The organism is Streptomyces ferrugineus (assembly GCF_015160855.1).
Taxonomy (GTDB): domain Bacteria; phylum Actinomycetota; class Actinomycetes; order Streptomycetales; family Streptomycetaceae; genus Streptomyces; species Streptomyces ferrugineus.
Map to the genome: position 1 here is coordinate 9,705,318 of NZ_CP063373.1, position 22,393 is coordinate 9,727,710.

Annotated in this window: 22 protein-coding genes and 2 pseudogenes; 13 read left to right on the forward strand and 11 right to left on the reverse strand. The window is 73.3% G+C overall.

Features of this window, described 5'->3' with window-relative positions; translation table 11 throughout:
- The first annotated feature begins 103 nt into the window (after positions 1 to 103).
- From IM697_RS43195 to IM697_RS43205, 3 genes are all read left to right on the forward strand, one after another.
- Positions 104 to 775, forward strand: a complete 672-nt coding sequence (locus tag IM697_RS43195; protein WP_194042955.1) for a CDP-alcohol phosphatidyltransferase family protein — start codon at positions 104 to 106, stop codon at positions 773 to 775.
- A 119-nt stretch (positions 776 to 894) separates the two neighbouring features.
- Positions 895 to 1,353 (forward strand): SRPBCC family protein, encoded by a 459-nt coding sequence (locus tag IM697_RS43200; RefSeq protein ID WP_194042957.1) that lies wholly within the window; start codon positions 895 to 897, stop codon positions 1,351 to 1,353.
- The gene (locus tag IM697_RS43205) at positions 1,353 to 1,682 is read left to right on the forward strand and encodes a TfoX/Sxy family protein (protein WP_194042958.1); all 330 of its coding nucleotides are present in this window, start codon (positions 1,353 to 1,355) and stop codon (positions 1,680 to 1,682) included. Before IM697_RS43200 ends, IM697_RS43205 begins: the two co-directional genes overlap by 1 nt.
- 66 nt (positions 1,683 to 1,748) lie before the next feature.
- Here the strand turns inward: IM697_RS43205 and IM697_RS43210 are convergent, their stop codons facing one another.
- Entirely contained in the window at positions 1,749 to 2,396 is a 648-nt protein-coding gene (locus tag IM697_RS43210; RefSeq protein WP_194042960.1) for a peroxiredoxin-like family protein, read from the reverse strand.
- Between the two features lie 119 nt (positions 2,397 to 2,515).
- On the opposite strand from IM697_RS43210, the gene IM697_RS43215 reads away from it, so the two are divergent.
- On the forward strand, positions 2,516 to 3,115 hold the full coding sequence (locus IM697_RS43215) for a TetR/AcrR family transcriptional regulator (protein ID WP_194042962.1): 600 nt from the start codon (positions 2,516 to 2,518) through the stop codon (positions 3,113 to 3,115).
- 6 nt (positions 3,116 to 3,121) lie between these two features.
- On the opposite strand, the gene IM697_RS43220 is transcribed toward IM697_RS43215, so the two are convergent.
- Together IM697_RS43220 and IM697_RS43225 are read right to left on the reverse strand one after the other, a co-directional pair.
- Complete coding sequence (locus IM697_RS43220) at positions 3,122 to 3,727, reverse strand: SRPBCC family protein (protein WP_228044413.1); 606 nt, start codon at positions 3,725 to 3,727, stop codon at positions 3,122 to 3,124.
- A gap of 18 nt (positions 3,728 to 3,745) precedes the next feature.
- Positions 3,746 to 4,849 (reverse strand): acyltransferase family protein, encoded by a 1,104-nt coding sequence (locus IM697_RS43225; RefSeq protein WP_194042964.1) that lies wholly within the window; start codon positions 4,847 to 4,849, stop codon positions 3,746 to 3,748.
- 122 nt (positions 4,850 to 4,971) lie between these two features.
- Here IM697_RS43225 and IM697_RS43230 point away from each other — a divergent pair, with 122 nt between their 5' ends.
- Positions 4,972 to 5,427 carry a tellurite resistance TerB family protein gene (locus IM697_RS43230; RefSeq protein ID WP_194042966.1) on the forward strand — a complete coding sequence of 152 codons (456 nt, stop codon included), beginning with the start codon at positions 4,972 to 4,974 and terminating at the stop codon, positions 5,425 to 5,427.
- Positions 5,428 to 5,451: 24 nt separating this feature from the next.
- Here IM697_RS43230 and IM697_RS43235 read toward each other — a convergent pair whose 3' ends face one another.
- Together IM697_RS43235 and IM697_RS43240 are read right to left on the reverse strand one after the other, a co-directional pair.
- Positions 5,452 to 6,384, reverse strand: a complete 933-nt coding sequence (locus IM697_RS43235) for a M56 family metallopeptidase (protein WP_194042968.1) — start codon at positions 6,382 to 6,384, stop codon at positions 5,452 to 5,454.
- 6 nt (positions 6,385 to 6,390) lie between these two features.
- The gene (locus IM697_RS43240) at positions 6,391 to 6,780 is read right to left on the reverse strand and encodes a BlaI/MecI/CopY family transcriptional regulator (RefSeq protein ID WP_194042970.1); all 390 of its coding nucleotides are present in this window, start codon (positions 6,778 to 6,780) and stop codon (positions 6,391 to 6,393) included.
- A gap of 142 nt (positions 6,781 to 6,922) precedes the next feature.
- Here IM697_RS43240 and IM697_RS43245 point away from each other — a divergent pair, with 142 nt between their 5' ends.
- A complete protein-coding gene (locus IM697_RS43245) occupies positions 6,923 to 7,144 on the forward strand; it encodes a twin-arginine translocase TatA/TatE family subunit (protein WP_194042972.1) in 222 nt (73 codons plus the stop codon).
- Positions 7,145 to 7,163: 19 nt separating this feature from the next.
- Here IM697_RS43245 and IM697_RS43250 read toward each other — a convergent pair whose 3' ends face one another.
- From IM697_RS43250 to IM697_RS43260, 3 genes are all read right to left on the reverse strand, one after another.
- Complete coding sequence (locus IM697_RS43250; RefSeq protein ID WP_194042974.1) at positions 7,164 to 7,583, reverse strand: DUF7144 family membrane protein; 420 nt, start codon at positions 7,581 to 7,583, stop codon at positions 7,164 to 7,166.
- Positions 7,584 to 7,635: 52 nt separating this feature from the next.
- A complete protein-coding gene (locus tag IM697_RS43255) occupies positions 7,636 to 8,079 on the reverse strand; it encodes an SHOCT domain-containing protein (RefSeq protein ID WP_194042975.1) in 444 nt (147 codons plus the stop codon).
- A 78-nt stretch (positions 8,080 to 8,157) separates the two neighbouring features.
- On the reverse strand, positions 8,158 to 8,799 hold the full coding sequence (locus IM697_RS43260; RefSeq protein WP_194042977.1) for an HdeD family acid-resistance protein: 642 nt from the start codon (positions 8,797 to 8,799) through the stop codon (positions 8,158 to 8,160).
- 217 nt (positions 8,800 to 9,016) lie between these two features.
- Here IM697_RS43260 and IM697_RS43265 point away from each other — a divergent pair, with 217 nt between their 5' ends.
- Entirely contained in the window at positions 9,017 to 10,429 is a 1,413-nt protein-coding gene (locus tag IM697_RS43265) for a DUF2252 domain-containing protein (RefSeq protein WP_194042979.1), read from the forward strand.
- An 8-nt stretch (positions 10,430 to 10,437) separates the two neighbouring features.
- Here IM697_RS43265 and IM697_RS43270 read toward each other — a convergent pair whose 3' ends face one another.
- Together IM697_RS43270 and IM697_RS43275 are read right to left on the reverse strand one after the other, a co-directional pair.
- Positions 10,438 to 10,635 (reverse strand): hypothetical protein, encoded by a 198-nt coding sequence (locus tag IM697_RS43270; protein WP_194042981.1) that lies wholly within the window; start codon positions 10,633 to 10,635, stop codon positions 10,438 to 10,440.
- A 133-nt stretch (positions 10,636 to 10,768) separates the two neighbouring features.
- Positions 10,769 to 13,414, reverse strand: a complete 2,646-nt coding sequence (locus IM697_RS43275) for a winged helix-turn-helix domain-containing protein (protein ID WP_194042983.1) — start codon at positions 13,412 to 13,414, stop codon at positions 10,769 to 10,771.
- A 199-nt stretch (positions 13,415 to 13,613) separates the two neighbouring features.
- On the opposite strand from IM697_RS43275, the pseudogene IM697_RS45325 reads away from it, so the two are divergent.
- From IM697_RS45325 to IM697_RS43300, 6 genes and pseudogenes are all read left to right on the forward strand, one after another.
- A pseudogene (locus IM697_RS45325) lies at positions 13,614 to 13,820 on the forward strand (carboxymuconolactone decarboxylase family protein); the annotation flags it as partial.
- A gap of 179 nt (positions 13,821 to 13,999) precedes the next feature.
- Positions 14,000 to 14,143: pseudogene (locus IM697_RS45330) on the forward strand (carboxymuconolactone decarboxylase family protein); the annotation flags it as partial.
- Positions 14,144 to 14,180: 37 nt separating this feature from the next.
- Positions 14,181 to 15,095 carry an RNA polymerase sigma-70 factor gene (locus IM697_RS43285; RefSeq protein WP_194042985.1) on the forward strand — a complete coding sequence of 305 codons (915 nt, stop codon included), beginning with the start codon at positions 14,181 to 14,183 and terminating at the stop codon, positions 15,093 to 15,095.
- Between the two features lie 403 nt (positions 15,096 to 15,498).
- On the forward strand, positions 15,499 to 19,500 hold the full coding sequence (locus IM697_RS43290) for a WD40 repeat domain-containing protein (RefSeq protein ID WP_194050131.1): 4,002 nt from the start codon (positions 15,499 to 15,501) through the stop codon (positions 19,498 to 19,500).
- Between the two features lie 269 nt (positions 19,501 to 19,769).
- Positions 19,770 to 20,339, forward strand: a complete 570-nt coding sequence (locus IM697_RS43295) for a UTRA domain-containing protein (RefSeq protein WP_194050132.1) — start codon at positions 19,770 to 19,772, stop codon at positions 20,337 to 20,339.
- A gap of 8 nt (positions 20,340 to 20,347) precedes the next feature.
- A complete protein-coding gene (locus IM697_RS43300; protein ID WP_194042987.1) occupies positions 20,348 to 21,124 on the forward strand; it encodes a glycosyltransferase family 2 protein in 777 nt (258 codons plus the stop codon).
- On the opposite strand, the gene IM697_RS43305 is transcribed toward IM697_RS43300, so the two are convergent.
- Entirely contained in the window at positions 21,121 to 22,341 is a 1,221-nt protein-coding gene (locus IM697_RS43305) for an amidohydrolase family protein (RefSeq protein ID WP_194042989.1), read from the reverse strand. The two genes, IM697_RS43300 and IM697_RS43305, sit on opposite strands and share 4 nt — an antisense overlap.
- Between the last annotated feature and the right edge of the window lie 52 nt (positions 22,342 to 22,393).

Genomic DNA, 22,393 nt, shown 5'->3' on the forward strand with positions numbered 1-22,393 from the left:
CGGCGGCCGCGAACCGTAAGCGCGCCCACCAAGCCGGCGGCCTACGGTGAGTGCGGAACACCGCGGAGGCCCGAGGACGAGGACACGAGGAGGAACGCCGGCCGTGTCCGTACCCGTGGACGAGCTCACCGACAGCCGTGCGGCGACCGACGCCCTGCTGGACGTGCTGCGCGCCGGCCGGTGGCGGCCCGGTGCCGTCGGGCGGTTCCTGCGGCTGTCCGCTCACCGGTCGATGCGCCAGGCGGCCCGGCGCCCCTCCGCGTTCGCGCAGGCCGGCGCCCTGCACGGGCTGCTGTTCACGGCCGCCCGAGCACCCGGAGGCCGGGCCTGGGTGGCCACCAGCTGGACGCTCACCGTCCTGCATCTGGGTCTGCTGGAGCACCGCGACCGGCTCTCGACGGCCGATGTGATCACCCTGCTGCGCGGCAACCTCCCCGCCACGGCCCTCGGGGACAGCCGCTGGTCGGGCCTGCTGGCCGTCGGGCTCGACCTGGCCGACGGCCGCCTGGCCCGCCGCCGGGGCACCGTGTCCCCGTTCGGCGACTACGCCGACTCCCTCGCCGACGCCGCCTTCTGGACCTGGCTCGTGCTGCGGCACGAACCCAGCCGTACGGTACGGGCCGCGGCGCTCGGCGCGTGGCTGGGGCCCGTCGTCGCGGTCACCGCCGTGGGTGTGCGCCGCGGCGGCATGCCCGACCGGCCCAGGCCCGCGCTGCTGCGTCCGGCCGCCGCGCTGCAGGTACTCGTCGCCGTGCGGCACGCGCTGCGCCGCTGACGGGGGCGCGTCCCGAGGGAGGGTACGGTGCGACGGCGGGGGCGTCGGCCGGCGATCACGGCCATGCTGGGAGGGGCACCCGACCGGAGCCCGAGGCACGAGCACAGGGTGGCAGGGCGATGACCATCGACGTGACCGTGCGGCGCGAGATCCCGCTGCCGCCCGAGCAGGTGGCGCTGTACGCCATGGACTGGCGCCACGACGCCGAGTGGACGCAGGGCATCCGCACGGCGGAGCTGACCCGGCCGGCGGACGGCGGCGGGTTCGGGACGGGCGCCGAGGTCACCCGCACCGCCCGCTTCCTCGGCCGGCGCATCGACTATGTCCTGCGCGTGGCCGCCTACGAGCCACCGCGGCTGCTGGACATGGTCTCCGTGGTCGCTCCCATGCCGATGCGGGTGACGTACTCCTTCGACCCGCACCCGCGCGGTACTCTCGCCGCCATCCGCGTCCGGGGCGGACCCGGCGGCCCGCTGCGCCTGGCCGCGCCCCTGTTCGCCCGCCAGGTCCGCTCCTCGCTCACCAAGGACCTGCGCGACCTCGAACGCAGGCTCACCGAGGAGCAAGGAGGCCTCTGATGGCGTACGACGAGCAACTGGCCGAGCGGATCCGCGAGCGGCTCGGCGCGGATCCCGGCATCGACGAGAAGCGCATGTTCGGCGGGATCGCCTTCCTGTACCAGGGCAACATGGCCGTCGGCGTCACCGGCGACGACCTCATGGTCCGCGTGGGTCCGGACGGCACCGACGCGGCGTTGGCCCGGCCGGGGACACGGATCTTCGACATGACCGGCCGTCCGATGCGTGGCTGGGTCGTGGTCGCGGGCGAGGCCGTCGCGGAGGACGACGTGCTGGCCGCGTGGATCGACGAGGGGCACGCGTTCGCGGCGAGCCTGGCGCCCAAGTAGCCGGTAGCCGACCGGACCCGGCGCCCGGGCAGGAGCCCGGATGGCTCGGGCAGGAGCCCGGACGGCTCAGTCCAGCGCGTCGAGGGCGGCGAGGATGTCGGCCGGTTCGGCGCGGGCGGTGTAGTCGGTGTTGACGAAGGCCCAGCGGATCACGCCGGCGCGGTCGATGACGTACGTGGCGGGCAGCGGCAGCGTGCGCGGGTGGCCGTCGTTGACGCGCTGGAGGTCGAAGCCGAGCTTGTCGTAGACGGCGGCGAGGTCGTCGGGCAGGTCGAAGGCGATGCCGTACTGCTGGGCGGTGTCGGAGCCGAGGTCGCTGAGGACGTCGAAGGCGAGGTCGTGCTTCTCGGTGAGGGTCAGGGACTCGTCGGGGATCTGCGGGGAGACGGCCACCAGGCGGGCGCCGCGGGCGGTGATCGCGTCGTGGTGCTGTTGGAGCGCGCGCAGGGTGATGTTGCAGTACGGGCACCAGGCACCGCGGTAGAAGGTCAGCACGACCGGGCCGTCGGCGAGCAGCTCGTCCAGGGCCACCGTCCGCCCGGTCGCCGAGGGGAGCGTGAACCGAGGGGCCCGGGCGCCGGCGGTCAGGGCGCGGTCGGCCTGGCCGGAGTCGGCGAGCTCCTGCCCGGCGCGGCGCATGACGGCGCGTATCTCGGCGGGGATCTGCTGCTGACGGGACGCGTAGAAGGCTCGAAGCTCGGCGTTGAGGGTCATGGAAAGGGACCTCCTGAGGCACGACTCGATCGACTCGGAACGGAACTCGGAACGACCGTTCCAAGATAGCTCTGTCGGGCGTATCCTGAAACCCTCGTTTCAAGATGGCGGGGTGAGACGTGCCGGACATCAAGCACTTCGACCCGGACACGGCCCTGGACACCGTGGTCCGGCTGTTCTGGCGCCAAGGCGTGGCCTCGACCGGCATCCAGGACGTCGTGACGGCGACCGGGCTCAACCGCTCCAGCCTCTACGCCACCTTCGGCGGCAAGCAGGAGCTGTACCGCGCCGCGCTGCGCCGCTACATCGAGCGACGCTCCCAGCCGGCGTTCCGCCGCCTGGCCGAGGACGAGCGGGGCCTGCCCGCCCTCGCCGACTTCTTCGCCGGCCTGATCGAGGCCCGCTGCTCGGGCGAGTACGCCCGCTGGGGCTGCATGGTCTCCAACGCGCACGCCGGCGCCGAGAACGGCGACCAGGACGTCCGAGGCCTCCTCGACCGGCACCACCAGCAGCTGCGGGACGCGATGCACGCCGCGCTCGTCAAGGCCGGGGCGCTCGGGCAGCTCGCCCCGGGGACGGATCCGGCAGCCGCGGCCGAGCTGCTGGCGCTCCTCGCCTACGGCGTCAACCTCCGCTCCCGCGCCGGAGCCGACGCGGCGGCACTGCGCGGGACGGTGACCGCGGCGCTCGCCTCGCTCGGCGGCCGGACGGAGCCGTAGCGCCGCTCACCGCCCCGCCCGGCGCTCCGCCTCCTCCTTGACCGAGGCGAGCGACCCGGCGACCGCCGCCTCCCAGCGGGCGGCCACCAGCCCGCCCCACCAGGCCCCGGCCCGCCACAGGTCGGTGCCCAGCTCCCCCTCGTACACCACACGCGTGCCCGCCTCCCGCCCGCCGAACACGAAGGACTCCGTCACCTGCGGCACCGGGCCCCGGACCAGCCGGAAGTCGATCCGCTCGGGCCGGGTGAAGCGCACCGTCTCCACGGTCACCGCCGTCAGCCGCCCGCCCGCGAGTGGCGTGAAGTGCTCGGCCAGCACCAGATCGCTCCCGCGCTCCAGCACGTTCAGCTTCCCCCGCATCGCCCGCGGGGTCCGCCCCAGATACGGCCCCGCCACCACGTCGAAGACCACCTCCCGGGGCGCCGCGACATCCACCGTCCGCGGTCCCAGCGGCCGGATCCGCCGCCCCACACCCACATCGACGGACAACGCCCCGGTCACCAGCCCCAGGTACACGGCGGCAAGCCCGCCGCCCGCACCCACCGCCCACCCCGCCATCCGCCCCAGGCGAGCACCCGTCACCGCCGGTCCGCCGTGTCGTGCAGCGTTCATGCCCGCGACGTTAGTGGGTCAGGGGCCTGATCGCGGCCGGAAGGCCCACCGCATCCGCGGTTCCAGCACGCACCGGAACGTGCGCTGCACAGGCGGCGTGCACAGCGCCGTCATGATCGCGGCGGCGGTGAGGGTGACCACGAGTGCGCCGGTCGGCCGGTGGAGCCACGCGGCGTCGTACCAGTCGGCGTACTCGGCGCCCTGGGCGATGAAGCCGTGCAGCAGATAGCCGTACAGCGTGCCCGCGCCGAGGATCGTGAAGGGCGTGCGGCGGCGGGGCACCCAGGCCAGGAAGCAGGCGGTCAGGGTGATCGAGCAGCCGAAGGTGGCCAGGGTCATGACCGGGCCGTACCAGGCGGGTGCCGCGAGGGATGCGGCGCTGTCGTTGTGGAAGAACCAGGCGTAGTTCATCCTCGGCACCGCCCAGTAGGCCAGGAGCAGCGCGCAGACGAAGACCGGTACGGCCAGGAGGCGGGCCTCGCGGCGGTGCACCAGGCCGACCTGCCCGGGCTTCAGGCACAGCCCCAGCACGAAGTACGGCAGGAACTGAAGCACCCGCTGGAGGTTGAGGTCGTCCCCGATGGACGGGGAGAGTGTCGCCGCGGCGGCGAGGGCGAGGGCCACGGGGAGCGGCCATCGCAGGGCCTTCCAGACCGGTGTCGTCAGGCGCCAGATGAACAGGGCCATCAGGAACCAGGTCAGGTACAGCGGGTCGAGGAGGCTGATCGGGCGGTCGGGGTCCTCGCTGGTCCAGCGGGTGAACAGGGTGTATGCCACCTCGAACACCACGTAGGGGAGCGCGAGCCGGGTCAGCAGGCGGCCGAGGTTTCTCGGGGTCGCCTCGAAACCGCGCGACAGATAGCCCGAGATCACGGCGAACACCGGCATGTGGAAGGCGTAGACGAGCATGTAGAGCGCGGTGACGGTCCTGCTGCCCGCCCGCAGGGGCTCCCAGGCGTGGCCCACCGCGACCAGCACGATCGCCAGGTACTTGGCGTTGTCCAGAAATGGGTCCCGCCGCGCCGCCGGTCTGGTCGCCGCCCCCGCGGACGGCCGCGACTCCCGCCGTGGTCCCGGTACGGCAGGGGCGTGTGGTGCCGATGTGGCGTCAGCGCGAAGCATTGCCAGCACCCTAACCACACGGCCGAGCCCTCCCTCAAGCCCACGATCCGGCCAACCCGGGCCGCCTCACACACCTGATAGCTTCTACAGCACTGTAGAAGAAACGACCTTATGGAGCTCTCATGGCCCTGTGGGACCGCGTCAGGGAATCCGCGTCGACGATGCAGACCCAGCTGGTGGCGAGGAAGAACGACCTCAAGAGCGGCGCCTTCCGGGACGCGAGCATGGCGATGTGCGCGCTCGTCGCCGCCGCGGACGGCACCGTCGACCCCTCCGAGCGGCAGCGGGTGGCCCAACTGATCGCCTCCAACGAGGTGCTGCGGAACTTCCCCGCCGACGACCTGCGCCGCCGCTTCGAGGAGAACCTCGACCGGCTCACCGCCGACTTCGACTTCGGCAGGGTGAGCGTGCTGCAGGAGATCGCCAAGGCGAAGAAGAAGCCCGCCGAGGCGCGCGCCGTCGTCCAGATCGGCATCGTCATCGGCGGCGCCGACGGCGACTTCGACAAGGACGAGCAGGCCGTGGTCCGCGAGGCGTGCTACGCGCTCGGCCTGCCGCCGCACGAGTTCGACCTCTGACGGGCCCGGCCGACACGGCCGTGCTCACAGAGGCGTCGCCGCGCGCAGGATGAGGACCATCGTCACCGCCGAGTTCGCGGACGACATCGCCGATACGGCCGTCCCCGCGGCCGCGCCCCACGCCGCCAGCCCCACCGAGGTGAACAGCGACGGCCAGCGCCGCGCCACCGGCGCCGGCCCCAGCAGCGCGGCCACCCGGCGCGGCACCGGCCCCGGCGCCGCGAGGCCGGCCAGGGTCGCGGCCGGGGCACCCCGGGACACCAGCGCCGCCCTGCCGATGGCGCGGGCGACCGTCCGGCGGCTGCCGACCGCCCGGGCGGCCTCCTCGTCGGCCCAGCGTTCCGCCGTGTACGACACCGCCGTACGCAGCGGGCGCAGGAACGGGTTGGCGTGCGCGGCGAGTTGGACGGTGAGCAGGAAACGGTGGTGTCGGGCGGCCAGGTGGGCCCGCTCGTGGGCGAACAGCGCCCTGCGTTCGGCGGGCTCGAGGTGGTCCAGCAGGCCCGTGGTCACCACCACCCGGTCACGGCGTCCGCCGGGCAGGGCGTAGGCGTACGGCAGTGCGTCGGGGAGTACGGCCACCCCGGTCGCCGGCAGCCCGGCCAGTGCCCGGTGGGCGTGGCGGCGTACCCGGGCGTGCCGCCACAGGGCGCGGGCGCAGGCGACGACCACCGCGCACAGCGCCGGGATCGCCGCCCTGCCGACCACCTCGTCGTACGGCACCGCCGCCCGCACCTCGGGATCCGACCAGCCGTCGGGCAGGGGGTTGCCGGGCAGCTGGGCGGTGCCCACGACCATCACCAGGCCGAGGCACACCGTGCTGCACACCGCCATCACCGCGGCGACGCCGGTGAGCAGCCGGGTCGCGGTGCGGGGGTGCAGATGCTGTTCGGCGAGGCGGGCGATCGGCCAGGCCGTGAGCGGCAGGACGAGCGGCAGAAAGACGAAGACCCCCATACGGCGTCAGTCTTCCCCGCCGCTCGGGGAGTCCCCCAGCAGCTCGCGCAGCAGCCGCTCGTCGTCCGGCCCCAGACCCGTGACGAAGCTGGCCAGCACCGCCTCCCGGTCGTTCTCGGCGTCCAGCACCCTGCGCATCCGGTGCGCCGCGAGGCCCGCCTGGTCGGAGGCCGGGGTCCAGGCGAAGGAGCGGCCGGTGCGCTCGCGGGTCACCGCGCCCTTGGCCAGCAGCCGGGTCAGGATGGTGATCACCGTCGTATGGGCGAGGTCCCCGCCGAGCCGCTCCCGCACCCAGCCGGCCGTCGCCGGGCCGTCGGCCTCCCGCAGCGCCGACAGGACCAGCGCCTCCAGCTCGCCCTGCCCCCGGCGCCGGGAACCCCGCCGGTGATCCGCCATGCCCTGTCTCCCCTCCGCTGGTGCGCCCGTCATGTGGGATACATCGAGCGGTACATCGTAGGGAAGGAAGGAAAGGGCCGAGCGACCGATCCACGTGCGAAGCTGAAGCGCAGTACCAGGCTCACCAGGAGGACAGGACCCCATGTTCGGACTGAGCGAACTCGCGATCATCCTCATCGTCGTCATAGCCGTCCTCTGCGCGAAGAAGCTGCCCGAACTGACCCGCTCGGCGGGCAAGTCGGCCCGCATCCTCAAGGCCGAGGCCAGGGCGGCGCGGGACGAGGACGACCGGACGACGCCCCGGGTGATCCGGGGGGAGACCGTCACGCCGAGCCCGGAGCGGCCCCGGCCTCAGGGGCAGTGACCAGGGCGTAGCCCGCGGGCTACGCCCTGAAGTCCTCCCTCCGTGCGACGCACAGGGCCCAGATGATGAACCCGGACATCGCGATCATGACGACCGACCACACCGGGTAGTACGGCAGGGAGAGGAAGTTGGCGATGATGATCAGGCCTGCGACGCCCACGCCGGCGACCCGGGCCCACAGCGACGGCTGGAACAGCCCGATGCCGATGATCACGGCGATCGCGCCCAGGATGAGATGGACCCAGCCCCAACCGGTGAGGTCGAACTCGAAGACGTAGTTGCGGGTGGCGACGAAGACGTCGTCCTCGGCGATGCCCATGATCCCGCGGAAGACGGCGATGAGTCCGGCGATGGTGAGCATGACGGCTGCGAAGACCGTCAGGCCAGCGGCCCAGGCGTACTTCGTCGTCCCCGCCTGCCTCGTCTCTGGTGCGGCCATGGTGGTGCCTCGTTTCTTTGTGCGTGCTCGGGGTTGTCGGGCTTGTGGGCGGTCAGGGGTGAGAGGGGCCTGAGCCGCTCAGGACGAGCTCCTTGGCGCGGCGGAACTCGTCGTCCGTGATGTCGCCGTGGCTGCGCATCTCGGAGAGCCTGGCGAGTTCCTCGGCGCTGCTGGGCCGCGTGGCCCCGCCGGCGGCCGCGGTCTCACGGACGTAGTCGTCGAACGCCCGCTGCTGTGCCCGGGCGTGGGAGATCTCGCGGCGGCCCATCTCCCTGCCGCGGGCGATGAGGTAGACGAACACGCCGAGGAAGGGCAGCACGATGCAGAAGGCCAGCCAGCCGGTCTTGCCCCAGCCGCTCAGGCTGTCGTCGCGGAAGATGTCGCCGATGATCCGGAAGAGCAGGACGAACCACATGACCCACAGGAAGAACCACAGCAGCGTCCAGAACATGCTCAGCAGCGGATAGTCGTAGGCGAGGTACGTGTGCGTGCTCATCGTCTGCCTCCGTCCCGGGCGGGGGACCGTCTGCCGTTCCCGCCGATCTCAGCGTGCGCATGCTCAACGGGAACGGCCTCACCCGGGGCGGGTGAAGCGTGCCCGGCGCAGCGCGGACCGCCAGGCGAGGGCGACGCCCAGCTCGGCGAGCCCGAGCAGCAGCAGCCACAGGCCGACCAGCCGGGTCAGGACGACGGCGGACTCGCTGGGCAGGGCCAGCACCACGATGCCCGCGACGACGCCGAGCATCCCGGCACCGAGGAGGAAGGCGCGGTGCGGCAGGCCCTTGGCGGCGAGGGCCGTCCAGGCGGTGAACATGCCCGTCACGACCCAGACGGCGCCGACGATCAGGGAGAGGGCGGCGATGGTCTGGAGCGGGTGGCGCAGGCTCAGCACCCCGGCGAGGACGTACAGGGCCGCCGCGAGCAGCCCCAGATGGCGGTCGCCCTGTTCCCGGGCGAACGAGGCGACGAACCGGAATCCGCCCGTCACCAGCAGATACAGCCCGATGATCACCGCCAGGGCGTGCAGGGTCACATCCGGCCAGACCAGGGCCAGGATGCCCGGCACCAGCGCCGCCACCGCCGACCCCAGCAGCCAGAGCCAGGAGTTGCCGAGCTGCGCCAGCAGCCGTTCGGCCTCCTGGCCCGGGGCGGGTTCCGTCCCGCCGGTCAGAGGATCGGCTCCGGGGTCCGGTGCCGTATCACGCGACACGGTCATGGCTCCTCCTCGCGTGATACGGCCGGCCACCACCGGGCCACCGACGGGACGGTGTGTTCCACCCTCACCGGGCCAGCCTCGCGTGGACGGCCGCCCGCCGGGTCACCCCTGACGGGTGATCCGCACCGGTGCCGGTGGCGCTGAGGTGGGCTGGGGAAGGGTGGGCCGGTTCCGCGCGACAGCGGGGCGACGGCCGCCCGGAGGTGGAGGGTGAGCGATGTCGACACCGAGTGCGTTCACGGCCTCACTGGCGCCGGACGAGCGGGCGGCGTACGGCAGGGACGCCCGCAAGCGCGCCCCGCGCTCCGGCCACGGCCGCTACGAGGCCGGGGCGGACCGTTCCGATCCGATCGGGGTGATCGAGCGTCAGTCGGCCACCCGGGTCCAGGATCTGGTGCCGATCCGCTACGGCCGGATGCTGGAGTCCCCGTTCCGCTTCTACCGGGGTGCCGCGGCGATCATGGCGACGGACCTGGGCCGGCTGCCCGACACCGGACTGCGCACCCAGCTGTGCGGAGACGCCCATCTGCTGAACTTCCGGCTGCTGGCCTCGCCCGAGCGCCGTCTGGTGTTCGACATCAACGACTTCGACGAGACCCACCCCGGCCCGTTCGAGTGGGACGTCAAACGGCTGGCGGCCAGCTTCGTGATCGCCGCCCGCGCGAACGGGTTCTCCACCGCCGAGCAGGACGCCGCCGTGGCGGAGTGCGTACGGGCGTACCGCACGCGGATGCGGGAGTTCGCCGGCATGCACACCCTGGACATCTGGTACGCGCAGGACGACGCCGATCAGATGCGCGCGCTGACGGCGTCCTCGATGAGCAAGCAGGCCAGGCGCCGCACCGCCGAGGCGACGGCGAAGGCACGGACCCGCACCCATCTGCAGGCCTTCGCCAAGCTCACCCGGGTCAGTGCCGAGGGCCGGCTGATCGCGCCGGATCCGCCGCTGATCACCCCGCTCAGGGACCTGCTGGCGGACTCGTCGGCGGGCGCGGAGGAGAAGGAGCTGCAGACCGTCTTCGAGGAGTACGCCAGGACCCTGTCGTCCGAGCGCCGGCACCTGCTGCGCCGCTTCCACCTGGTGGACGTCGCCCGCAAGGTGGTCGGGGTCGGCAGTGTCGGCACACGCTGCTGGATCATCCTGCTGCTCGGCCGGGACGACGACGATCCCCTGCTGCTGCAGGCCAAGGAGGCCCAGGAGTCGGTGCTGGCCGCGCACACCGGCGGCGAGCGCTACGACAACCAGGGGCGCCGCGTGGTGGCCGGTCAGCGGCTGATCCAGACGACCAGCGACATCTTCCTGGGCTGGACCCATATCGTCAGCGGCCTCGACGGCCACGGCCGGGACTTCTACGTACGTCAGCTGCGGGACTGGAAGGGCATCGCCCGCCCGGAGACCTGGGACCCGGGCATGCTGCGCCTGTTCGGCAAGCTGTGCGGGGGCTCCCTGGCACGGGCCCACGCCCGCTCCGGCGACCCCGTCGCCATCGCCGCGTACCTGGGCGGCGGCGACCGCTTCGACCGTGCGCTGACCGAGTTCGCGCAGGCCTACGCCGACCAGAACGAGCGGGACTACGAGGCGCTCGGCGCGGCCGCCCGCTCGGGGCGGGTGCGGGCAAGGGACCTCTAGGGGACCGGTCAGTCGGGCAACTGCCGCATCTCCAGCACCCTCAGGCCCAGCGACTGGAAGCGTGCCAGCAGCCCGTACAGGTGGGCGTCGTCGACGACGGGGCCGTACAGCACCGTCTGACTGGACATCAGCACGTGATCCAGTTCCGGGAAGACCTTGGCGAGGGTCTCCGACACATGTCCCTCGACGCGGATCTCGTAGCGCATGTGCTGCCCTCCCGCCGGTCGGGTCCGGCAGACCTGCAGGGGTTGATCCCGGGGTTCATCGTGCCGCCCGGGGAAAGGGCCGCACCTCACCCTGCGCAGGTGACCCGCCGGACGCCCCCGTCCGGCGCGGACGTCACAGCAGATGCAGTTCGCGGGCGCGTCGTACGGCGTCGCCGCGGCGGTTGACCGCCAGCTTCCGGTAGACGCTCTTGAGGTGGGTCTTCACCGTGTTCACGGAGACATACAGGTCGGCGGCGATGTCCTCGGTCGACATCAGCTGGGCGAGCCGCTCCAGCACGTCGTGCTCGCGTCCGCTCAGGTGCTCCACCAGCAGCGGCGCGGGCTCCTCGGAGGTGGCTCCCGGCAGGAGCCAGCCGGCGGCCAGCCCGCGCAGGGGTTCGCCGGTCAGGTGGGGCCCGAGCCAGGCCCCGGCCTCCAGGAAGGGCAGCCGCAGCCGCTCGCGGCGGGCGTCCGTGAGTGACCGGGCCAGCAGCCGGCGGGTGGCGGCGAGGTCTCCCGCCTCGTGCGCGGCCCGCGCCCGCAGCAGGGTGGCCCGCACCAGCACCGCCGGGCCGGTGTCCGCTTCGGCGCCGAGGGCGTCGAGCAGCTTCAGGGCCGTGTCCGGGTCGCCCGCGGCGAGATGGGCCCGCGCCGCGCCCACCGCGCAGACGGGCTGCTCACCGGCCACCGGCTCCAGTACCCGCGCGGCCTCGTCGGGCCGGCCTTCGGCCAGGTGGGCGGCGGAGGCGACCAGTGCGGCGTGGCAACGCTCCCAGGGGGAGGCGACGTCGGCGGTCACGGCCGGTTCGGTGGCCGCCAGGGCGGCGCGTGCCCTGCCACGGGCCAGGAGGAGACGGGCGGTGGCGAGGGAGCGGGCCGCGGCCGTCACCGGGTCGCGCGGCGCGGACCCGTCCGTTCCGTCGAGGAACGCCTCGGCCTCGGCCAGTTCGTGGCGGTCGACGGCCACGGCGGCCAGGACCAGCCGTCCCAGCTCGGGGACGGACGTCTCGGGCAGGCCGAACCGCTCCGTCTGTGTCCTCGCCGCGACCGCCTTGCGTTCCGCCCGGGTCGGCCAGCCGTCGAGGTGGTCGAGGAGCGCCAGATGCTCCAGGGCCTCCTCGCGCGCCAGCGCGGTGGCGGCACCGGCGGTGCCGTCGGCGACCGTGGTGAGCGCGTCCCGCGCCTCGTCGAAGCGCCCGGCCCACAGCCGGGTCGAGCCCAGGTGGGTCAGCAGCAGCGCGGACAGCTCCGGGTGCTTCTCCAGCAGCGGGGCGGGGACCTCCCGCTCCAGCTCGCGGGCGGTGCGCACGGCCTGCTCCGCCCGGCCCGGGGACCCGGTGAGCCGGGCCGCCAGCGCCTTCAGCAGGGCGCAGCTCAGCCGGGCCGCCGCGGAGCCGGAGGCGTCGGCGGTCAGCTCGTCCTCGGCACGGCGGAGGTGGGCCGGCGCATGGTCCAGGTCGCACCGGGACAGCTCGCGGGCGGCGCGGACCAGGTCCGCGGCGGGGCTCGTCGCCTCGGGCCCCATGCCGGAGAACAGCTCGGTCAGGTCGTCGGAGCGCAGCCCGGTGAACAGCTGCCCGATCGCCAGGTCGTCGACGAGGGCGCGGGCGGTGAAGTCCCACTCCCCCGCTGCGGCGCCGTGCGCCAGCATCTCCGGCAGCAGCCCGGAGCGCCCCAGCCACCGCGCGGCGCGCAGATGCAGCTCCGGTTCCAGGTCCGCGCCGCGCTCCCGCAGATGGGCCCGCAGGATCTCCCGGAACAGCGGGTGGAGGCGGTACCAGGTGTGGCCGAGGTCCTCGACGAACGCGTTCTCGCGGTGCAGCCCGGCGAGGATGGACTGGGCGTCGGTGCGCCCGGTCAGCTCGTTGACCAGGCCCACGCAGAACCGCTCCAGGACGCTGACCCGCAGCAGCAGGCACTGGGTGGGCGGCGGCTGCCGGTCGAGTACCTCCGCCAGCAGGAAGTCGGCGACCGTGCTGTGCCCGGCCTCGAACTCCTTCAGATAGGCCTCCGGGTCCGGGCACCGCCGCGCGGCCAGGGCGCACAGCCGCAGCCCGGCCGCCCAGCCGCCGGTGCGCTCCACCAGGGCGTTCGCGGCATGGACGGGCAGCCGCAGCCCGTGCAGTTCCAGCAGCGCGACCGTCTCCTCCGGCGTGAAGGCCAGCTCGGCGTTGCGGATCTCGGTCATGGCGCCGGCCGCGCGGTAGCGGTGCAGCGGCAGCAGCGGCTCGTTGCGGGTGACGATGACCAGGCGCAGCCCCGGACCGGCGTGGTGCAGCACGAACTCCAGCTGCCGGGAGATCTCCGGGGCGCCGACCCGGTCGTACTCGTCGAGCACCACGATCACGCTCCGGTCGCCGCTGCCGAGCCGCGCGGCGAGCCGGGTCAGGGTGTGGCGCATCCGGCTGCCGTCGGCAGGCCCGTCGATGTCGTCGGCGACCGGCACTCCCTGGGTGCGCAGGGCCTGGAGCAGATGCGCCCAGAACATCCCCGGGCCCTGGATCGCGGGGTCGAGCGTGAGCCAGGCGACCGGTTGCCGCAGGCCGGCCGCCCAGTCGGCGACCAGCAGGGTCTTGCCCGCTCCGGCGGCCCCGTTGACCATCGTCAGCGGGGTCAGCAGGGCCTGGTCGAGGTGCTCGACGAGGCGCTCGCGCCGCAGGAACGTGGCGGGGCGGGCGGGCAGGGCGAACCGGGTGCGCAGGAAGGGGTCGCCCAGCGGATCGAGGTGGGGGGCGGCCGCGTCGTACGGGATCTCGTCGCTCGCTGCCACCACGTTCACCGCCCTGCGGGATCGGGGATGCTGCTCCCTCCCTCCACCACCATCACAGCTTTGCCGCCTTCCCGCTCGCCAGGGGCGAAGGGCCGCCGTACCCCGCCCCGTCCGGCAGAGAGACGCAGATCACACCGGCCGATGTCACAGGGGCTCGGGCCGCCTCGTCTCGGGGGTGTAGCCACTCCGACCGCCAAGGGAGCACACGATGGACGCGCGACTGGACTTCTTCACCAACCCGACCACCGGCAAGGCCCTCAAGCACCTCATGTCGGCGGGCAGGGTGATCAAGGAATCGACACTGCCGGCCGCGTGGCGGGAGGCCACGGTCTTCTCCGAGGCCGAACGGGCCGCGCTGGAACTGGCGGAGGACGGCACCCGGATCGCGGACGCGGCCGGCGGGGTCGGCGACCAGGGCGTGTGTCGGATGTCCCGTCGTCCGCGCGAAGCGCGGGCGCAGCGGCGTCCGGTGCGTGCGATCGGCGTGCGGGGGCCTGGGTCATGTGGCGGAGCCACCTGTCCCAGGCCCCCGTGCGGCGAGCGCGCGTGCCGGACGTCGGGGCGCAGACGGGACATCCGACACACGCCCTGGGGGTGTGGGCGCGCGCCGCCCGGCACTACGACGAGGAGCAGCTCGGCGCGCTGCTGATGCTGATCTCCTTCATGAACACGGCGAACCGGATGAACGTCATCACCCGGCAGCCGGCCGGCGACTACAAGGCCGGCCAGTTCCACTGAGCCGGCGCCGGCCGGCCGAACGGGAGAGGAGTCACACGTGAGCGAGGTCGAGGAGTTCGAGGAGCTGCGGCCGCTGCTGTTCTCGATCGCCTACCGGATTCTGGGCAGCGTGGCCGAGGCCGAGGACGCGGTGCAGGAGACCTGGCTGCGCTTCGCCGCCTCCTCGACCCGGCCCGCCTCGACGAAGGCCTATCTGTCGGCGGCCGTGACCCGGATCTCGATCGACGTGCTGCGCTCCGCGCGGGTGCGGCGCGAGGAGTACGTCGGCCCCTGGTTCCCCGAGCCGCTGCTGAACGACCCGTACCAGGACCCGGCGCGCGCGGTGGAGCTGGCCGACTCGGTGTCGATGGCCGCGCTGCTGCTGCTCGAGCGGCTCAGCCCGCTGGAGCGGGCGGTGTTCGTGCTGCGGGAGGTGTTCGGCTTCGGGTTCGGCGAGGTCGCCTCCGCGGTCGGGCGCTCGGAGGCCGCGTGCCGTCAGCTGCTGGTACGGGCCCGGCGGCACATGGCGGACGGGCGGCCCCGGTTCGAGGCGGACCGGCAGGAGCGGCAGGAGCTGGCGACGCGGTTCTTCGACGCGCTCAAGGACGGCGACATGGGCGGGCTCCAGGAGCTGCTGGCCGCCGACGTGCAGCTCGTCGGGGACGGCGGCGGGAAGGCGCCGCAGTTCGCACGGGCCGTCGTGGGCGCGCAGAACGTGGCCCGGCTGCTCACCGCCGTCGTCCCGCGGCTGGCCCACCTCGACGTGTCCGCCGAGCCGCACGAGATCAACGGCCAGCCCGGCGCCGTCTACCGCGACCGGGACGGCAGGGTGCTCCAGACGGTGGTGCTGGACATCCTCGACGGACGGATCCAGACGATCCGCGCCGTCCTCAACCCCGACAAGCTCGGGCACATGGGCCCGGTGGCGGACGCGTGGGCACTCGACCGTGAGCTGAAGCGGGCCAGGCGCTGAGGCAGCGCCCCGAAGGGGCGCGGGGCTGTGCTCGATATGCGGCTCCGCCGCGTGGGCGCGACCAGCCACGACGCGCCCGCAGACGACAGACCACCTGTCGCGGCCCTCCCAGCGGAGCGTGACCGCAACGTCCGGCACCGGTCCCTCCCCTCGTGGGGACCGGTGCCGAACGGCGGGGCGGAGTGGATCGAGCAGGATGGGGGGGGGGAGGCGCGGGTGTCTGAAGAGCACCGGGCCGGTGGCCTTGTCGGCCGACGCGCGAGAGGTGCGCACTTGCCTCGTGATCCTGCCAGCCGAGGCCGCCGGGGAGGAGGTTCCGGTCTCCGGACGTCTCCTTAGCCGCAGGTCAGCCGTATAAAGTGAGTTTTCCGGTCCGGAAGTGCAGGTACGGCAGAGCGAAGGAGTGGAGGCCTTGGGTTCCGACTCGTCGGCGCGCACAGCCTTCGCCGAACGGCTCGCGCTGCTGTACAAGGAGGCCGGCAACCCTCCGCTGAAGAGCGTGTCCGAGGCGGTCGTCCGGCTCCAGCGGGTCGACGAGCGGGGGCGGCCGGTACGGGTCTCCGCCCAGCGGATCAGCGACTGGCGCCGGGCGAAGAACGTGCCCGCCCAGTTCGCCGCCCTGTCCGCCGTACTGCACGTCCTGATCCCCCAGGCGCGGCGCGAGCGGCCCACGCCGGTGTCCGCCGGGCTGTACGACCTGGGCCAGTGGCAGCGGGTGTGGGAGCGGGCGACCTCCGGGGAAGAGGAGGAGCAGGCACCGGTCGACGAGGTGCCCGCGGTGTCCGGCGGGGTGTGTCCGTACCGGGGGCTGGCCTCCTACCGGCAGCAGGACGCCCGCTGGTTCTTCGGCCGGGAGCGCAGCACCGAGTCCCTGGTCTCCCAGTTGCGGGCGGTGGCGAAGACCGGCGGCCTGGTGATGCTGGTCGGCGCCTCGGGTGCCGGGAAGTCCTCCCTGCTCAACGCCGGTCTGGTGCCCGCCCTGCGCGGCGGCGCGCTGGGCGGCGGCGGGGCCGGCACCGTCGTACAGCTGGTGCCGGGCGGCGATCCGCTGGCCGAGCTGACCGGCCGCATTCCGGAACTCGCGGACGTCGTCACGTCCTTTGCGGGGCCGGAACAGCCGACGGCCCCGGAGGCCGCGGAGACGGACCAGCCGCGCGGCGACTTCGCGCACGCCACGCGCGAGGCCGTCACCGCATGGGCCCGGCGGGAGGCCTCCGGCGGCGGCCCGCCCGTGCTCATCGTCGACCAGTTCGAGGAGACCTTCACCCTCTGCCCCGACGAGGCGGACCGCCGCACCTTCGTCCGGCTCCTGAACGCCGCCTGCACCCCCGCCGGCCCCGGCGACCCGCCGCCCGTCCTCGTCGTCCTCGGCATCCGCGCCGACTTCTACGAGCAGTGCCTCGGCCACCCGGAGCTGGCCGACGCCCTCCAGCACCGGCACATGGTGCTCGGGCCGCTGACCGCCTCCGAGCTGCGGGAGGCGGTGACCGGGCCGGCCAAGGCCGTGGGCCTGGAGCTGGAGCCCGGGCTCGCGGAGCTGATCGTGCGGGAGGTGAGCGCCGACGGACCGCGTGGGAGCCATGACGCCGGCGCGCTGCCGCTGCTGTCGCACGCGCTGCTCGCGACCTGGCAGCGGCGCAAGGCGGGCCGGCTGACGGTGGCCGGATACCGTGCGGCGGGCGGCATCCAGGGCGCGGTCGCGGCCACCGCCGAGCGCGCCTGGTCCGGCCTGGACCCGGCGGCGCGCTCGGCCGCCCGGCTGCTGCTGCTCCGGCTGGTCCGCCTCGGCGAGGACACCCACGCCACCCGGCGGCGCGGGACGCGACGGCAGCTCGCGGCGGAGTCGACGAACCCCGGCAAGACGGAGGAGTCCCTCGAGGCGCTGGTGCGGGCCCGGCTGGTGACGCTGGACGCGGAGACCGTGGAGATCACCCACGAGGCGCTGCTGCACGCCTGGCCCCGGCTGCGGGACTGGATCGACGAGGACCGGCAGGGCAACCTGCTGCGCCAGCGGCTGGAGGAGGACGGCCAGGCCTGGGAGGCCTCGAACCGGGACTCGTCGCTGCTGTACCGGGGCTCCCGGCTGGAGCAGGCGCACGGCTGGGCCCGGTCGGCCGGGAACACCTTCCTCACCCGGGCCGCGGTGGAGTTCCTGGCCGCCTCGGTACGGCTGCGCAGGCGCACCGTGTGGATCATGCGCGGCGCGGTCGCGGCGCTGGTCGCGCTGGCGGTGCTGGCCGTCGGCGCGGCGGTGGTGGCCTGGCAGCAGCGCAACGACGCGATGTTCGCGCAGGTGCTCGCCGAGGCCGACCGCTTCCAGTACTCCGACCCCTCGCTGTCCGCCCAGCTCGACCTGGTGGCACACCGGCTGCGCCCGGACGACGAGGACACCACCAGCCGGCTGATCTCCATCGTGAACGCGCCGCTGGCCACACCCCTGCGCGGCCACACCGGCGCCGTCTACCTGACCACGTTCAGCCCGGACGGACGGCTCCTGGCCACCGCCAGCTACGACCGGACCGTACGGCTGTGGGACGTCGCCGACCGGGACCGGCCGAGGCCCCTGGGCAGCCCTCTGACCGGGCACGGGAGCTGGGTGAGCAGCGCCGTCTTCAGCCCCGACGGGCGCACCCTCGCCAGCGCCTCCGACGACGGCACGGTCCGGCTGTGGGACGTACGCGACCCGAGCCGGCCGCGGCCCATCGGCACGCCCCTGACCGGGCACGAGGGCACGATCTACCTGGTCGCCTTCAGCCCCGACGGCCGCACCCTGGCCTCGGTCGGCGAGGACCGCACCGTACGGCTGTGGGACGTGGCCGATCCGACGCGGCCGAAAGCGCTCGCCACGCTGACCGGCGCCGCGGCGGCCGTGCGGTCCGTGGCGTTCGGCCCGGACGGCGACACGCTCGCGGCCGGGGGCGACGACGACACGATCCGGCTGTGGAACGTGGCCGAGCCGGACCGGCCGAAGCGGCTCGGCACCCTGACCGGGCACAGCGACCTGGTGCACTCCGTCGCCTTCAGTCCGGACGGCCGCACCCTCGCCAGCGGCAGTTCCGACGACACGATCCGGCTGTGGGACGTCTCCGACCCGCGCCACGGCCACCGGCTCGGCGCCCCGCTCACCGGCCACACCGGCCCCATCTGGTCGGTGGCCTTCAGCCCGGACGGCAACACGCTCGCCGCCGCCAGCGCGGACAGCACCGCCAGCCTGTGGAACGTCAGCGACCCGGCGTATCCGTCACAGGTCGGCGAGCCCCTCGCGGGCGCCAGCGGGGAGATGTACGCGCTGGGCTTCAGCCCCGACGGCCGCACCCTGGCCACCGGCAGCGGCGACAGCAAGGTCCGGCTGTGGTCGATCCCGACGTCGGACATGATCGGCCGCAGCGGTGCGTTCCGGCCGGACGGGAAGGTGCTGGCCACGGCCGCGCGCGACGGCAGCGTCCGGCTGTGGGACGTCGGCAGGCCCGCCCGGCCTGTGCTGCTGAACGAGCCCTTCATGCCCGGCGACGGCGGCGAGCGCTCTCTGGTGTTCTCCCCCGACGGCCGGGTCCTCGCGGTGCTGACCGGCAGCCGCCAGGTGCATCTGTGGGACCTCGGCGACCCGGCCCGGCCGGTCTCCCTCGGCCCGCCGCTGACCCTGCGCACCCGGTTCATGGGCCCCGACGCGCTCGCGTTCAGCCCGGACGGGCGTACCCTGGCCACGGCCTACGACGACCGCACGATCCGGCTGTGGAACGTCGCCGACCCCTCCCGTGTCATCCCCCTCGGGGCCCCGCTCAAGGGCCACACCGGCTACATCAACTCCCTCGCCTTCAGCCCCGACGGCCGCACCCTGGCCGGCGGCAGCGCGGACGCCACGATCCGGCTGTGGGACGTGACCGCGCCGGGCACGCCGAAGGCGCTTGCCAGGCTGACCGGGCACACCGGGCCGGTCAACGCGCTCGAATACAGCCCGGACGGCCATACGCTGGCCAGCGGCGGCGACGACGACACCGTGCGGCTGTGGGACGTCACCGATCCGCGCGAGGCGAGCGAGCTGGGCTCCCCGCTCACCGGTCACACCGAGGCGGTCGTGTCGCTGACGTTCAGCAAGGGCGGGCGCTATCTGGCCAGCGGCGGCAACGACAACACGGTCCGGCTGTGGAACGTCTCCCGCCCCTCCGACGCCTCCCCGATCGGCCAGGCGATGAGCCCCAACGCCAAGACGGGCAACTTCCTGTCGTTCAGCCCCGCCGGCCACATGCTCGGCGTCTCCAGCGGCACCGACACCGTCCGGCTGTGGAACCTGGACGTGGACCAGGCGATCCGCCGCGTCTGCTCGACCACACAGGGCGTGCTGACCCGGGAGAAGTGGCACGAGTACCTGCCCCGGCTGTCGTACGAGCCGCCCTGCGCGTCATAGCTGCCCTCCGTAACGGACCGGAGACGCAGGTGACATCACGAGGCCCCCGGCGGACAGCGGTTTCCGTGATCCCGATCACAACAACTCCTCGCAGCCGATGAGGCGACTCCCGTGAGGCAGGCAGCCTTGTTACTGTTGGCCACAGCCCGATCGCTGGTGCATCCCCCGTCGCCAGCGATCGGGCGCCTTGCTGTGCGCAGTCGTACGCTGAGGCTGTGGCAAAGGCGTACGACGTGCTCGCGGACGATCCGCGACACCCCCGCACCCCGATGCTCCGCGACAACCACCGTCACCAGTGGGAGAAGGACCGCGCGCGCCGCCCGCTCACCACGCGCGCCGCGACCGGCACCACGGAGCACGACACCGGCCTGGACCTGAGGGACCTCGTCTTCCACGCGCACTACCGCGAGATCCCCGCGCCTCCTCGGCTCGCGCGGCCCTTCGGCGTGGCGGAGGGGACGCCGCTGCTGGAGCGCGACTACCGGACCCGGCACTCGGCCGAGAGCGCGCCGTTCAGCCTGGTGGCGTCCTATCTGGTGCGCGATCTGATCGCCGCGAACCCCGCTCTGCTGGACGCCGCCAACGAGCCCTGGCCGGGCGGCACCCACCATCAGCTCTACACGGTCGGCATCGAGATCGGCCGCGTCGAGGAACGCGTCTCCGCCCGGCCGCCGACACCCCAGGAGACACGGGAGCTGGGCCTGCCACCGGGGGCTCCGGTGCTGCTGCTGCGCAAGACGTCGTACGACATCACCGACCGCGTCGTGGAGATCGCCGAGGTCACCCTGCCCGGCGACCGCGCGGACCTGCTCTTCACCACACCCCTGGAAAGGTGGTGAACGCCGCCGTGTCCCGGCGTGTCATCGTCGTCACCGCTGTCCACGGCCCAACGGCCGCGTTTCTGCCCGAGGCGCACAAGTCGCTGCGCGCGCAGGAGCTGCCGCCGGGCTGGGAGTGGCACTGGGTGATTCAGGAGGACGGTCGCACGGACGACGTCCGCCCCCATGTCCCCGACGACACCCGGGTGACCTTCCACCAGGGCCGCCCCGGCGGCCCCGGCGTGGCCCGCACCTTCGCGCTCGCGCACGCCGAGGGCCCGTACGTGAAGATCCTGGACGCCGACGACCAGCTCACCTCGGGCGCGCTGGCCCGTGACCTCGCCGTCCTGGAGGCCGACCCCGCCCTCGGCTGGACGACCTCCCGGGTACTGGACCTCCTGCCGGACGGCACCACGGCCGGCTTCCCCGGCGACCCCGACGAGGGGCCGATCGAGCGGGGCGCGGTACTCGACCACTGGCAGGCCAACGACTTCCGCGCCCCGGTCCACCCGGCGACCCTGTGCGTACGCCGGGACCTGCTGCTCGCGCTCGGCGGCTGGATGGCACTGCCGGCATCCGAGGACACCGGCCTGCTGCTCGCGCTCAACTGTGTGAGCCGGGGCTGGTTCTCGGCCGAGGCCGGGCTGCTCTACCGCAAGTGGGAGGGCCAGATGACGGGGCAGTCGGCGCATGTCGACCCGGTCGAGCGGCGGGCCCGGATGGCCGTGGTGGCGGCCAGGGCGCGGGCGCTGGGCTCCTTCGGGTGGCGGCATCCGCCCGCCGCGCTCGGTGAGGGAGACGGCTAGGCCTTCTGGTCAAAGGGGAGTTCGAGCATCCGGATCGCGTTGCCGCGCAGCAGCTTGTAGGCGATCTCGTAGGGGAGCCCGCCGACATGCTCCTCGGCCACCCGCTTCGTCTCCGGCCAGGTCGAGTCGACGTGCGGATAGTCCGTCTCGAAGGTCGCGTTGTCGACGCCGACCGTCTCGATCGCCTCGATGCCGTGCTTGTCGCGGAAGAAGCAGCAGAAGATCTGCCGGTAGTAGTACGTCGACGGCGGCTCCGGAATCAGGTCCTTCACCCCGCCCCAGGCCCGGTGCTCCTCCCACACGTCGTCCGCGCGCTCCAGGGCGTACGGGATCCAGCCCATCTGGCCCTCGCTGTAGGCGAGCTTGAGCCGGGGGAACTTCACGAGCACCCCCGAGAAGAGGAAGTCCATCATCGACGCCATGGCGTTGTTGAAGGACAGGGACGCCTGCACGGCGGGCGGGGCGTCGGGCGAGGCGGCCGGCATCTGCGAGCTGCTGCCGATGTGCATGTTGACGACCGTGCCGGTCTCCTCGCAGGCGGCGAAGAACGGGTCCCAGTAGCCGGAGTGGATCGACGGCAGCCCCAGATAGGTCGGGATCTCGCTGAACGTGACGGCCCGCACGCCCCGTTCGGCGTTGCGCCGGATCTCCGCGACGGCCAGCTCGACGTCCCACAGCGGGATCAGGCACAGCGGGATCAGCCGGCCGCCGCTGTCGCCGCACCACTCCTCGACCATCCAGTCGTTGTAGGCGCGCACACAGGCCAGGCCGACCTCCTTGTCCTTGGCCTCGGCGAAGGTCTGGCCGCAGAAGCGCGGGAAGGTCGGGAAGCAGAGCGAGGCCTCGACGTGGTTGATGTCCATGTCCGCCAGCCGGGCCTTCGGATCCCAGCAGCCGCGCCGCATCTGCTCGCGCGTGATGCCGTCGAGCGTCATCTCGTCCCGGGAGAAGCCGACGGCCGCGATGATGCGCTTGTAGGGGAAGAGGTCGCCCTCGTACTCCCACCAGTCGGTGAGCTGCCCGTCCGGGTCCGTGGTGAACCGGTACTTGCCGCCGATGTACTCGAGTTCACCGATCCCGGCGGTGAGGGGCTTCGGGCCCCGGTCCCGGTACTTGGCCGGGAGCCAGGTCTCGAAGAGGTGCGCGGGCTCGATCACATGGTCGTCCACGCTGATGACCCTGGGCAGGTCCTTCGTGCCGCTCTCGGTACTGGCCACGCATTGCCTCCCGAATCTGACGGTCCATCAGATTCAGCGTAGGGCGCGTCCG